Below are 12,780 nucleotides of genomic sequence, written 5' to 3' on the forward strand. Positions count from 1 at the left end.
GTAGGCGAGTTGCAGTCGCAACTTCTCCACGTTGATYGACTGAAAATGCGACGTACAATCTACGCCGCTTGGCTTAGATAGTTTCGCTAATCACTCGCCGAAGGATCCGTGCAATTGATTGCAATGGATCGCCCGGCTCCATCATTTCCCGGAAATTTTTCCAAAAAACACGCCAAAATCTCCCAATCTTTCGATGCTTTTCCCACAAAATTTGAGCGACTTTTTAGCCCCGGCAGGTGATCATTCTCACTCGGTCAGTGGAGGTTGTCTTGTTAGCTCTCAGCTTGCACGCGGAAAAACGGTGCCGCCAACGCGGCGTAACAGGCAATAGGGTTAAGGAGTTGATCGAACATGCAGATATGGAGGCTCCTATCGGCAATGGCTGCTTTATCATTGGTGTGAGTAGGGCCACAGCAATTAAAATGCGCGACGGAGATCGTTTCAAAAACATAGCTGCGATTGTCGATGCTGCCTCGGGAAGCGTCCTAACTGTGCTTCACCTCGAGCAGCATAGGAGAGCACGCCGATACCGATTTGCCCTCAAGGGGACACTGTAGATGTCAGCACAGATTATTTCGTTTCCGAGCGTTCCTGGCTCCGAGGGCAGGGCTGCTTTGATACCTGTAAGACAAGAGCTTGTGAGGTTGGTTCGCAACGCCGCTTTGGAAGCCAAATTCCGGTTCCCTGCCAACCACGATCCTTTTTATCCGGCACAGATGGTGGATCGTCTTTTTGCTGAAGCGAAGCAGGCGAAAATCACGCACGAAGATATTCGCCGCGCACTCCCTGCCACCTCAGTATCGTGGCGGCATATCGAAAGATTGAGGGTCGATCATACGCTGACCTCAGTCGAGGCAATCAAGAGACATCGGGGCTACATTACGCGTAAAGTCCAGCCCTATGTCTTGGTGATCGACACGCTTGCAAAATTGGTAGGTCGCGCAGCGGACGAAACGCTGTACGAGGCATTTAGAGATACTAGTTTCCTTCGGAGTGCCAGCCAAGAGTTGGACAGCCCGTCGGCTACCTTTGCTTCCCTGCTTCACGAGATGGGAGCGTATCTCGCATCATCCGATATGTTCTCAACCTACTTCAATTTGGGTGCCAGCTGCCCTGCCTTGTTTGATCAAACATTGGGGAGGTTTGTGGCCGGGCCTTTCCCCGTGGTGGGAAATTTGTTCGAGGGAAATTTTGACATGTGGCACGTCGGCTCTCCATTGCCTGCCGTGTGCCTCTTCAAAATGGAGCGCGGTCAATGGCAAGGCCCTCTCGTCATTGAGAGGTCAGCCATTGCTGGCCCGAGCACGAATGCAACCGACGTCGCGGAAGCCATCACTTGGTCGAAGCGGCACGAGGCTATCGCCGATATTTCCTTGTTGAATGCCGAAGTATCTCTCTACACCGAGATCGGATTAGCGATAGGGCCGCTCAGCCGACCAGGCGAGTTCGGGCCGCTTTGGCAAACTCGATCACGGATTGAGATTTGCGTTGATGGCAAACGGTGCCCTCTTACCTGCGACAGCTCGCTTACGCCTTTCGCCGCATCGCCGGAATTCGATGAAGAGGAGGGCCGGTACGTTGGCGACCTGTACGACTATGTAGCTACTGTCGCAATATTGCTGAGCGATGGGTGGCACAGAGCGACCGGCCTCGGGATGCCGGGCTGGTCGGGAAACCCACCGCTAAATCCATCTATCGGCCTCTACTACGACTACGGTCTCTATCTGCCGACGCTCGTGGGGATCGACGGAGAAGTGCCGTCATCTCGGATGAGGCCGGAATTCTGCATTCATTGGGATCGGGTGAACGCAGAGAGCGTGTCTCAGTTCGTTGACCTTCTGCAAAGAGGTCCTGGGATGACCGTCAACCCTATCGGACCTTTAAGAGATCAGGTCCCCAGCGAGTTTCTTTTCATAGGGAAAGCCCAAGCTCTCGAAGCTGCCCTAGCAACAGCTGCGTTGGAAGACGCATTGACCCGTTCCTGCAGCGAACTTTCCAAAGCGCTTACTCAGTATGCCAAAGCGCGAAAAGGCACTTTGCAAAGACAGACAGCAGCTCTCATGGCCCGCTGGCAACGGAATGATCTTGGGACGACCAGCAACGACTGAAGGAAGCCCTCTTATGGAAACGTACCAGCTCAACGCCCATCCGCCGAGGATTTTCGAGAGCCAGGTAGACCAGATATTGGCCCGAAATCTTCGAACCAGCCGCAAGTTTGCTTCCGCGTTTGCTAGGGCTGCGCAGCTGAAGGGCAGCAGCTCCGTCCTCAAAGTCACGTCACAAGCGAACCATCGAAGCTCTGTCGGTACCATCGACTTGGATATTGTCCTCTCTGGAAACCGACGGCTCCTCATCGAAAACAAGATCAATGCCAAGTACAGTGTTACTGATGACGGGGATCAACCAAGCCGTTATCGAAGAACTGCCCAATCCTTTCGGGATCACGGAATTGATTGCCATACCGTGCTCGTGGCACCGCATGCTTATCTCCGAGCGCGCGGCGAGGCATGCGGGTTTGATCGACGGATCAGCTATGAAGACTTGTGCGATTGGCTATCGGGCGATGACCGATCCACTCTGCTTGCGGCGATAGAGCAGGCCCGTGCGCCTTATATCGGCCAAGCCGTCGAAGCGAACACCATCTTTTTTGCAGAGTACGGTGAGCTTGTAGCAAGCGATTATCCGTCGCTCATATTGAAGAAGTCACCAAACGCGGATGGCGGTCGTCCTGCTACATCCCGCTCGATCTACTTCGACGTGCCCAAAACACTAACGATCTACCCCGGTATCCCTCGCCCAACTATGTCCATACAGTGCTGGGAACAGGCCCAACCAACCCCATCGGTTAAGATCATGCTGGGCAAGTGGGCCGCCTCTCACCAAAGATTTCCCGCACCTGAAAGCTTGTCCAAAATCGGCGGGTACTTACGTCCCGCGGGTCAATCGCTAGGCATTGCCATTGATACACCGCTAATGATCGTCGAGCGCCCGTTCGCCGAGCAAATAGGCGCTATTCGCCGGGGGTTGGACGCGACAGTTCGATTGCAAAGCTGGTGGGAAGCAAACGAAGAAACCCTTCGACGGTGGGCCCAAATTGCGTCAGTCACTGACAGCTGAGTTGGCGCGCGCCGTGTGAGGTACACGCCAGAGCACCCCGATCCAGATTCGAGCGAAGTCATCCGCCGGGCCGTTCGCCGGGCAACGCGGTAGCAAGGAGAGAAGGCAAACAAGGCCTCACTTTTCGGTACCGGTGCGCGGTGACGGGTACCGGCGCGTGCGTGGCGATGAAGCGCAGCAGCCGGTCGACGGGCTCTCAACCTCATCGGGTCACCGAGGCGATGTTGGCAGAGATCAAGGAGCGGAATGCTCAGTTTCTCGGTTACGCCCACAATTCGGTGAAGATGCTTAAACTAACTGCCGCGTCTCCCGAGGATGTTCGTGGCACGTTCTCCGGGTTTGTCGAGCAGGCCGAAAAACTACGGGATACGAAGCCTGACAATCAAATCGACGCGATCGAAACATGGCTTTGGGATTTCTTGGAGGCAGAGCGGCGAAGAGAAGGAGCGACGATCCCGGTCAGTGAGGAAGTTTCTGGCCCGCAGGCTCACCGCTTCCAGGATGATGATAACTATTCGCGAATTCGCAGTAACTCCCCCGTCCGAGGATTTCACCCCCAAAGGCCCGATCAGGGCTGGTTTGGCGGTTTTGGCGGTGCGGAGCTCGCGGCTTTCGGAAGTTTCTGGTCGTCGGGCCGGGTCGCGTGCCACTCCTCGAGCATTCTTGTGATCCTTCACGGCGCGAAGGGCAGCAGCCTCGCCGCGAAGGCTGCGCTTGCCGGCCACGACGCGAGGTTCTTCCTCGATTGAGATATTGATGTCGCCATCCTGTAGCTGGACCTTCACGTGGGGGAAGCCGGCGTGCTGCGACTCGTTCGGGTAGAGCACCATCTTGAAGCCGGTATTCGCCTTGACCGTCACTTCGTCGAGACGCACCGGCCCTTCGGGCAGCGTGATCAGCCCGTCCTCAAAGCTCTCCATGAGCGCGGCGTGAAGCGGCTCTGAAATTTCTAAGGTTTCATGCTCGGGCAGGTTTCCTTGAGAGGCGAGCTGACGAGCCAGAGCCGCCTCGACCTCCTGCGCATCTTCACCAGCGTCGATGAGCTGCCTCGCTGCGATCGGGTAGGCGCCCGTCAGGGCCTCTTCGAGCGCCATGCCTTGGTTAATCATGGGCGCGGCGACTTTTCCCACATGCTCGCCGAGCGCACTCTGCCTGCGATTGACTCTTTCGTCATTGGGAACAAAGATAGAACATATCGGAAAAGGGAGCCGAGCGCGACGGGCATGGCCATGTGCTCGAACAGTCCTGCATTGCCCGAACTTCGGGAGCGCATCGCGCGCCTGGAAAGCAGCTCTGCACGCCGGCGCGAGGTCCTACTCTTCGGCGTCCCCGAAATCGATCGGGTGCTGCCGGGAGGACGGCTTACGCTGAGGGCGCTGCATGAGGTCGCCAGCTGCGCTAACGGGGCCATCGACGGCGGCCGCCACCTTGTGGGCGGTCGGTGTCGCCGCCCGAAAGCACGGCCGGATCCTCTGGTCCATCACCTGTCGCAGCACCCCGGTGGATTCGTCCTGACCCACGACCGCCTCGATGAGCTGGTGCCGATCGAGCCGGTGCTCATGGCCGATCGGCAGATCATCGAATGGACAAGGACGATATCGACATTCTCAATTCATGAAGGTGGATGTTTTGGTGCTAGGCATGCTCACCTGCATGACGCGCAGCTTCGATCTCCTGGCCGAGGACAAGGGCATCACGCTCGACCTCGCCACGCAGCCGAGGATCCCGCGACCTACGCCATGATCCGCAAGGCGGACACGGTTGGGGTCTTTCAGATCGAGAGCCGCGCGCAGATGTCGATGCTGCCGAGGATCAAGCCACGCGATATCGCAGATCACACGCTGAAGGGAGCCGATCCAAGTCAAAACCCGCACTTCAGGTAGTCATTTGGACTGATTAAAACGTGTAATCGACAAATTTCGGTTGAAAATACGAATAAGGCACCTCATATTGCGCGAATGCTGTACCGCCTCGAAATCGAGAACTTCTATTCCATCCGCGATTCACAGGTCCTCGACCTACGGATCGGCAAGAACGTGCCGGATCTGCCGGAAAGATTCGGTTCGATCTTCCCGCGCTCGGAAGAGCGTGTCGCCAAGGCGGTTGCGCTGTTCGGGCCCAATGGCTCGGGCAAGTCGACCGTGCTGCGTGCCCTGGCATTCGTGAGCTGGTTCATCGGCGAGAGCTTCCAGCACAAGGGTCCCGGTCTTCCCTGCGAGCGCTTCAACGACGCGGATTCCGCCAATCGTCCGATCCGCCTCGCGATCGAGCTGGGCGGTCTGCTCGACCTGAGTGGCGCCGAACGCAGCGCGGAGGAGATCGCCGTCGCCGACGATGTCGGCACATTCCGCTACGAATTGCACTTGCAACCCACAGATAGCGTGATCAAGTCCGTCACCCACGAAGCTTTGCGCATGAAGAACAAGGGCCAGGGCAAGTGGCAGCGCGTCTTCGAGCGGGATGCCGACCGTAAGGTCCAGGGATCGAGGATCTTTCCGCTCAGCGGCTTCTCGCAGGTGGTCGACAAGGTAAGGGAGGATGCCAGCGTCATCGCGACCTTGGCACTCTTCGAACACCAGGCCTCCAAGGTCATCCTCGAGGCCGCCGCCGCCGTCTATCGCAACATCCTGATCGACCGCACCGATCTTGGCGACCAGGCCGTGATCACCTATCTCGCGCAGAACCCGCCGGTCGTGGCGGCGCTCAACCGGGAGCTGCAGCGCATCGATCTCGGTGTCGAGGAGATGCAGATCGTGCAGGCAGCAACCGGACCGGTCGCACTGTTTCGGCATCAGGGTCTGCATGTGGACATGCCCTGGGGCCTCGAGAGCCACGGGACGCGTTCCTTCATCCGCATCTTCCCCTTGATCCTGCTCGCCCTGCAGCAGGGAGGGGTGGCGCTTGTCGACGAACTGGATCAGTCGATCCACCCGCTGATCCTGCCGGAGATCGTCCGCTGGTTTTATGACCCGGAACGCAACCCCTATGACGCGCAGCTATGGATGACGTGCCACTCGGCGTCCCTGCTCGACGATCTCGCCAAGGAAGAGGTGGTCTTTTGCGAGAAGGACAGCCGGGGCCGGTCACAGGTATATAGCCTGATGGACGTTGGCGCCGTTCGCCGCACCGACAATCTCTACAAGAAGTATCTCGGCGGCGTGTACGGCGCAGTCCCCCAGGTTGGATGAGGATGCGCCGTCCGACCATAAGACCGAAAACGCCGATCTTTCTGGGCTGCGAGGGGGAATCCGAACAGGCCTATGGGCAGTTGCTCAACGATCTGCTGCAGGCCGCCGGCCGTCCGGTTCACCTCGAAGTCGTGAACCTCAGCCCGGGCGCGGGTGACCCCACCTCCCGCTTGCGCCGCGCCGCACAAGAGATCGAGCGGAGACGCCGGCGCCGCTCGGAATTCGCGCGTCGGGCAGTGCTCCTCGACATCGATCAGGTGCAGAACGATAACCAACGTCGGCAACAGGCCGAGCAGCTCGCCAACCAGCTGGACATCCGTCTCATCTGGCAGGACCCCTGCCACGAGGCGCTGCTGCTGCGTCACCTCAACGGCTTCGCCCAGCATCGGCCGCCGACCACGCAAGCATCGGGAGTCGCCCTGCATGGTGCCTGGCCTCAGTACGACAAACCCATGACCAAGATCCTGCTGGCGCGCCGCATCGGCCTTACCGATGTGCGCCGGGCCGCTGCAGTCGAGCCCGTGCTCGCCGCCTTCCTCCAGGATGTGGGGCTTCTGCCCTGACGCCTCACCTTGAAAGCACGCCGATGTACAACCCGTTGTGGCCGACCAAACAGACACTTTCTGTGACGCGGCTCCGGCCGCCCAGAGAGTCTCCGTAACCAATCGCCCCACAGTCCTCATGCTCTCATCGTAACTGCTGCGGCTCCCGCTGAGCATTTTTGGGACAGGGGCCTGCGAGCCCCAGTTGTACTTTGCACGATGGTACGCCACTGCCTCGGAATCGTGTAGGAGTGGATATCATACCGTTGCAGGGGGGCGCGGTGAAACTGAAACGACTTGAAAAAATGCGCATGGGCGGTACGCGAACGAAGATGCAGCTGAGCATCCCAGTGCCCAGGACGCCTGACGGCAGGGTCTATCGATACTCACCCAATGTCGACGCCCATCCGAGGCATTTTGTTCTCGGCGAGACTGTCGTCGGCTTCGCTGCGGATCCTGATAGAGCCGCGCGGACGAAATATACTGCCGGCACTCCGGGGACTGTCTGCCCCTATAGCGGCATTAGGGCTGACGATTCCGAGTTCACACATCCCGAGGATCGCAAGGCGGCGGTCAAGATTGTGAAGCAAGCGGCCCTGCAGGACATGCAAGACGCGGTATCGGAAATGCTGTCCGGTGTGGTACGAGGCAGCAAGTCGATCACTTACAAGCCGGCCCCCCGGCAGAGCAAACCTCCCCCGCGTTTCGGACGCCGTGACCTCATGCGCCTGCTGGTTTGCGACTGCTGCGGGCGGGACTATGGTGTATTCGCGATTGCGCTATTTTGCCCGGACTGCGGGGCGCCCAACCTAGCACTGCACTTTTCTCGTGAGGCCGAGTTGGTCGGCCAGCAGGTCGATCTGGCGGAAGCCTTGGGCAAGGATCGTCAGGAGCTGGCCTATCGACTGCTCGGCAATGCTCATGAGGACGTACTCACCGCCTTCGAGGCGACGCTCAAGGTAGCGTACGCCTATCGAATTCACAATCGGCCTTTGGGATCGATGCCTGCTAAGTCGGTCGTCAACGACTTTCAGAACATCGATAAAGGTCGCAAGCGCTTCGACGAATTCTTGTTCGATCCGTTCGCGGAACTCGACGCGCAGGAGCTGGCGGTGCTGTCCCTCAACATTCAAAAGCGCCATTTGATTGGACACAATCTTGGCGTGGTTGATGCCAAATTCACGCAACACGCCAAGGAAGCGAAGTTGGGCGAGACAGTCGAGTTGGTGGCAGCTGATATCCGTTCGTTCGCCGCGCTTTGCCGAAAGGTTATCCGCCGCATCGACGATATGCTGGCGAACATGTCGCTACCAGCTCCGGCGGTCCACGACGAGGAGGACGCGATGCCTTCACCAACAGAGACCGTCGGTGATCTGAGCCCGGAGGGATCGGCAGTGGGAAAATGGATTTGCACGACATCCGTCGATGGCCTGCCCTGGAACCTCGATGAGAATGCTCTGGTCGCCGCCTTCCCGAGCCTATCGACGGACGAGCTCGCCGAAGCGCTCGCCGACCTTGCTGAGGACGACTACGTGAGCCTTTCCCATACGATTTCGGAACGATTGCCTCGCGTACACGTGCGTGAGGACTTGTTCCTGACCTTTGATCCGATTTGTGTGGAAAGCGATCCGGTGGCCGACGCACTGCAGCTGATCCCTCTCGTCTTGAAGAAGGACTCCGTCGACGTACCTGCCTTGCATGTTGAGAGTGCCATGTCGCTGCGCCGGTTCAATCCCGCCATCGGACTGATTATTTCTGAAATTGGCGAAGGACGGGTCTCTGGCACCTGGGTTGAGGGATACCCGACGCCGTACTTCCTCATCGTTGATTCCGATCGCGTCGCGGTCAAGCGCCTGGCACGACGGCTCAAAGGATAACGAGGATGTAGTCCTCCCCCTGCCGTCCAAATCAGCCGTGGGGAACCTGAAGTCGCATTATCGCGATCATTATGATCTGGCCGCAGTGCCAGACCGCCAAGATCGCCTGTACCGCCGACATTCAGGCGCTTTCGCTTGAGGCTCGGATCTGACGATGTGATCTTGGTAACGAGGCGATATGTCGGCATCGACCTGTTCGCCTTTTGTGCTTCGAAAGTCGCATAAATGGCAGAGTGGAACGCGGAGCTGGAGCGTCGATGCCGAGTGCTGGCAAAATGATGCCATAGGCAGCTGAATCCTTAGGCCTGCCGTGCATGGACAAGCAGGGCAACAATGCAAGCATGGTCGTATTCGAGGAGCGGTCGGCTCGATCAATTCCTACGAAAAATCCGCTCGAAGCGTACAGAACGTCGTCGCCGGCACCGACGCTAGCCGTCCAGCGCTCTGCCAAGCGCTTCACGCGAGGTCTGAGACAGCCTTGTCGCGATAACGGTTTCTCATGGGCCCATGCGATGTACTTATTTGCTGTCGCGCCCTAGCCAAATTACCGTTTTGCACCGGCCAAGGCTCACTCAGACGAAGTCGAGGCCGTGGTTCCAATCAATGGGAGTGGCGGAAATGAGATATCCCTTAACAGGTCGTGTGCTGACTTTGTCGCTGTTGGCGCTGACGCCGCTTTGTTCGAATGCAGCGCGAGCGCAAGACACGCTTTCGGTCATGAGTTTCGGTGGCGCTTATCAGGAAGCGCAGCGCAAAGCCGTGTTCGAAACCTATACCGCCGAGACCGGGGTCAAGATCGACGAGCAGGAATATGGCGGCGAGATCGCCAAGATCAAGGCGATGATCGAATCCGGCAACACCACCATAGATGTCGTCGATGTCGATGCGCCGACGTTGCTGCAAGGATGCGACGAGGGCATTTTCGAAAAAATTGACTGGGCGAAGGTCGGACCGCAGGACGATTGGATCAAGGGCACGACCTCGGAATGCGGCGTCGGCACGATCGTCTATGCGACGACCCTTGCCTATGACGGCGCCAAGCTGGCCGATGGTCCGAAGACGATCAAGGACTTATTCGACACCAAGAAATTCCCCGGAAAGCGCGGCCTCTGGAAGAACCCCGCAACCAACCTGGAATTCGCGTTGCTCGCCGATGGCGTTGCGCCTGACCAGGTCTACGAAACACTGTCGACCCCGGCGGGAGTGGATCGTGCCTTCGCCAAGCTCGACACGATCAAGGACAGCATTGTGTGGTGGGAAGCGGGCGCCCAGGCACCGCAGTTGCTCGCTTCGGGCGAGGTAACGATGACGACCGCGTGGAACGGCCGCATCTACAACGCCAACAAGGAAGGCAAGGATTTTCGGATCGTCTGGGACAACCAGATCCTTGACTCCAATTACTGGGTAATCCCCAAGGGCGCTAAGAATGCCGAGGGATCGCTTGCCTTTATCAAATACGCGGTCGAGCCCAAGGTACTCGCGGGGATCACCAAATACATTCCCTACGGCCCTGTACGGAAATCGGCGGCCGAGTTCGTGGCGCCGGAGGATGCCAAGAATCTACCGACCAGCCCGCAGAATCTGACGGTTTCGCTAACCCTCGACAATGGTTTCTGGGCTGACAACGGGGACGAAATACGCAAGCGGTTCACGACCTGGCTCGCGCAGTAGTCAGGACTTCCGGAGGAGAGCATCGATGAATTTTGCCCAGCGAATGTCACTTGCGACGGACAACCCAGTCGATGCCCTCGTTCGGTTCGAGGACGTGAAGAAATCCTACGACGGCATCAACTTCGTCGTGAAGGACCTCAATCTCGACGTCTTTCGTGGCGAGTTCCTGACCATGCTGGGGCCTTCGGGCTCCGGCAAAACCACGACGCTCATGATGCTCGGCGGTTTCGAACAGCCGACGCTCGGCCATATCCTGCTCGACGGCAAGCCTGTCGAGCGGTTGCCGCCCGAGAAGCGCAACATCGGCTTTGTGTTCCAGAACTACGCACTGTTTCCACACATGACTGTGGCGGAGAATGTTGCGTTTCCGCTGCGCTATCGTGGCATCACCGGCGCGGCCGCGAAGGAAAAGGTTCGCCAGGCGCTCGGCCGCGTCAGTCTCGACGCGCTGGGCGATCGTCGCCCGGCGCAGCTTTCCGGCGGCCAGCAGCAGCGTGTCGCATTGGCCCGCACTCTCGTGTTCGAGCCCTCGCTGGTGCTGATGGACGAGCCCCTCGGGGCGCTCGACAAGCAATTGCGCGAACGCATGCAGATCGAAATCAAGCAACTCCAGACCTCGCTCGGCATCACCATGGTCTACGTCACCCATGACCAGTCCGAAGCGTTGACCATGTCGGACCGCATCGCTGTCTTCCACGATGGCCGTATCCAGCAGCTTGCGGATCCGAAAACGCTGTACGACGAGCCGTCCAATCGTTTCGTTGCCTCCTTCATCGGCGAGAACAACACGATGCCATGCACCTTGCTTGGACGGGAAGGAGGCGTGGCCATCGCGCGCATGGCCGACGGCACGACGTTGAAGGCCGCCGGCGCCAATGTGTCCGGCACGGGCGCGAACATAAGTGTATCCGTGCGGCCGGAGAACATTGCGCTGGCCGGCAAGGGTGTCCGTGCCGGTCTCAACCGTTTCTCGGGCAAGGCGCGCGACGTCTTCTTCCTCGGCGACCATATGCGGCTGTCGGTCGAGGCGTTTGGCGGCCAGCTCGTCACCGCGCGTATCCCGGCGCGGCAGGCGCGGCATTTTGCGTTGGGCGAGGATGTCGTCCTCGAATGCGGCATTTCCGAATGCCGTCTGCTGGAGGCATGACGCCATGACCGTAGCGGAGATAGACCGTGTCAACATCTTCATGGCCGTACGTCGGGCAGAGAGACCCGCTCGGCGGGCCGCGCTTTCGCTGGCTCTGCCGCTGATCGTCTTCCTGGTGGTCGCCTTCGTCGCTCCAATCCTTTACCTGCTGGTCACGGCGGTGGGCAATCCGGAGACACGCGAGGTGCTGCCGCGCACATTGGAGGCCCTCCAAAGCTGGGATGGCGCTTCAACACCGGACGAACCTGTCTACGCCGCGCTCGCCGCCGACTTGAAGGTCGCCAAGGACAACAGCACGGCCGCCTTGCTCGGCAAGCGTCTCAACTACGAGATTTCCGGCATGCGCAGCCGCGTGCTGGCGGCAGCACGGATGGTCGAGAAACTGGATACCGGTCCGTACAAGGAGAAGTTCCTCGCGTTGAACCAGGATTGGGGCTCGCCTGAAACCTGGGCGATCATCAAGCGCAACGGTGGTTCTCTCACGCCTTACTATATGCTGACCGCGCTCGACCTCAAGCAAGCCCCGAACGGATCGGTCGAGCGCGTCCAGGGCGACCAGGCGATCTTCCTCGACGTGTTGGGGCGGACGCTTTTCGTAGCCGGGTTGGTGACGCTGTTTACCCTTATCCTGGGCTATCCCGTCGCCTATGTGCTGACCATCGCGCCCAAGGCGATTGCGGGCATCATGATGCTGATGGTGCTTCTGCCGCTATGGACGTCGCTGCTGGTGCGCACCACAGCATGGGTCGTGCTGCTGCAGTCCGACGGCATCATCAACGACGTGCTGATGGCCTTGCATCTGACAGGCGAGAGGGTTCAGCTCATCTTCACGCGCGTCGGCACGGTCATCGCAATGACGCACATCCAGTTGCCCTTCACCATCCTTCCGATCTACAGCGTCATGCGCTCGATCCCGACCACGCAGCTCAGGGCGGCTCGCTCGCTCGGGGCGCCGCCATCCTCCGCCTTCTGGCGGATCTATGCGCCGCAGACGCTGCCTGGCGTCGTTGCCGGGTGCCTGATGACCTTCATCCTGTCGCTCGGCTACTATATCACGCCGGCACTGGTTGGCGGGCCGCGCGACCAGATGGTGTCCAACTTCATCTCGACCTACATCAACCGCGATCTCAACTGGGGCCTGGCTGCAGGCCTGGGTGTGGTCCTGCTTGTCGTGACACTTGCCATCTACCTGTTGTTCCTGCGCCTCGTTGGCGCCGACAAGATCAAGCTCGGGTGAC

9 protein-coding genes and 1 pseudogene are annotated in these 12,780 nt (G+C 59.1%); 9 read left to right on the forward strand and 1 reads right to left on the reverse strand.

Annotation, left to right across the window (positions count from 1 at the left end; translation table 11 throughout):
- The first annotated feature begins 557 nt into the window (after nucleotides 1–557).
- A complete protein-coding gene (locus AC1DPX_RS30895) occupies nucleotides 558–2,108 on the forward strand; it encodes a hypothetical protein (protein WP_477241523.1) in 1,551 nt (516 codons plus the stop codon).
- Nucleotides 2,109–2,121: 13 nt separating this feature from the next.
- A complete protein-coding gene (locus AC1DPX_RS30900) occupies nucleotides 2,122–3,117 on the forward strand; it encodes a PDDEXK-like family protein (protein ID WP_477241525.1) in 996 nt (331 codons plus the stop codon).
- A gap of 359 nt (nucleotides 3,118–3,476) precedes the next feature.
- On the opposite strand, the gene AC1DPX_RS30905 is transcribed toward AC1DPX_RS30900, so the two are convergent.
- Complete coding sequence (locus AC1DPX_RS30905; protein WP_477241527.1) at nucleotides 3,477–4,226, reverse strand: hypothetical protein; 750 nt, start codon at nucleotides 4,224–4,226, stop codon at nucleotides 3,477–3,479.
- Nucleotides 4,227–4,598: 372 nt separating this feature from the next.
- On the opposite strand from AC1DPX_RS30905, the pseudogene dnaE2 reads away from it, so the two are divergent.
- The 7 genes and pseudogenes from dnaE2 to AC1DPX_RS30940 all read left to right on the forward strand — a co-directional run.
- Nucleotides 4,599–4,970: pseudogene (dnaE2, locus tag AC1DPX_RS30910) on the forward strand (error-prone DNA polymerase); the annotation flags it as partial.
- Between the two features lie 105 nt (nucleotides 4,971–5,075).
- Nucleotides 5,076–6,305 carry an AAA family ATPase gene (locus tag AC1DPX_RS30915; RefSeq protein WP_477241529.1) on the forward strand — a complete coding sequence of 410 codons (1,230 nt, stop codon included), beginning with the start codon at nucleotides 5,076–5,078 and terminating at the stop codon, nucleotides 6,303–6,305.
- Nucleotides 6,306–6,307: 2 nt separating this feature from the next.
- On the forward strand, nucleotides 6,308–6,868 hold the full coding sequence (locus AC1DPX_RS30920; protein WP_477241531.1) for an RloB domain-containing protein: 561 nt from the start codon (nucleotides 6,308–6,310) through the stop codon (nucleotides 6,866–6,868).
- Between the two features lie 260 nt (nucleotides 6,869–7,128).
- Complete coding sequence (locus tag AC1DPX_RS30925; protein ID WP_477241533.1) at nucleotides 7,129–8,724, forward strand: hypothetical protein; 1,596 nt, start codon at nucleotides 7,129–7,131, stop codon at nucleotides 8,722–8,724.
- Between the two features lie 618 nt (nucleotides 8,725–9,342).
- Entirely contained in the window at nucleotides 9,343–10,395 is a 1,053-nt protein-coding gene (locus tag AC1DPX_RS30930) for an ABC transporter substrate-binding protein (RefSeq protein ID WP_172224970.1), read from the forward strand.
- Nucleotides 10,396–10,420: 25 nt separating this feature from the next.
- Nucleotides 10,421–11,542, forward strand: a complete 1,122-nt coding sequence (locus AC1DPX_RS30935; RefSeq protein WP_477241535.1) for an ABC transporter ATP-binding protein — start codon at nucleotides 10,421–10,423, stop codon at nucleotides 11,540–11,542.
- Nucleotides 11,543–11,546: 4 nt separating this feature from the next.
- Nucleotides 11,547–12,779, forward strand: coding sequence for an ABC transporter permease (locus tag AC1DPX_RS30940; protein ID WP_172224973.1), 1,233 nt, complete (start codon nucleotides 11,547–11,549; stop codon nucleotides 12,777–12,779).
- The last annotated feature ends 1 nt before the right edge of the window (nucleotide 12,780 follow it).

The sequence above is a fragment of the Mesorhizobium sp. 01N446 genome, from assembly GCF_056399285.1.

Coding starts and splice junctions, on each gene's coding strand:
- AC1DPX_RS30895 (WP_477241523.1), top strand. CDS start 558: ATGTCAGCACAGATTATTTCGTTTCCGAGCGTTCCTGGCTCCGAGGGC.
- AC1DPX_RS30900 (WP_477241525.1), top strand. CDS start 2,122: ATGGAAACGTACCAGCTCAACGCCCATCCGCCGAGGATTTTCGAGAGC.
- AC1DPX_RS30905 (WP_477241527.1), bottom strand. CDS start 4,226: ATGATTAACCAAGGCATGGCGCTCGAAGAGGCCCTGACGGGCGCCTAC.
- AC1DPX_RS30915 (WP_477241529.1), top strand. CDS start 5,076: ATGCTGTACCGCCTCGAAATCGAGAACTTCTATTCCATCCGCGATTCA.
- AC1DPX_RS30920 (WP_477241531.1), top strand. CDS start 6,308: ATGCGCCGTCCGACCATAAGACCGAAAACGCCGATCTTTCTGGGCTGC.
- AC1DPX_RS30930 (WP_172224970.1), top strand. CDS start 9,343: ATGAGATATCCCTTAACAGGTCGTGTGCTGACTTTGTCGCTGTTGGCG.
- AC1DPX_RS30935 (WP_477241535.1), top strand. CDS start 10,421: ATGAATTTTGCCCAGCGAATGTCACTTGCGACGGACAACCCAGTCGAT.
- AC1DPX_RS30940 (WP_172224973.1), top strand. CDS start 11,547: ATGACCGTAGCGGAGATAGACCGTGTCAACATCTTCATGGCCGTACGT.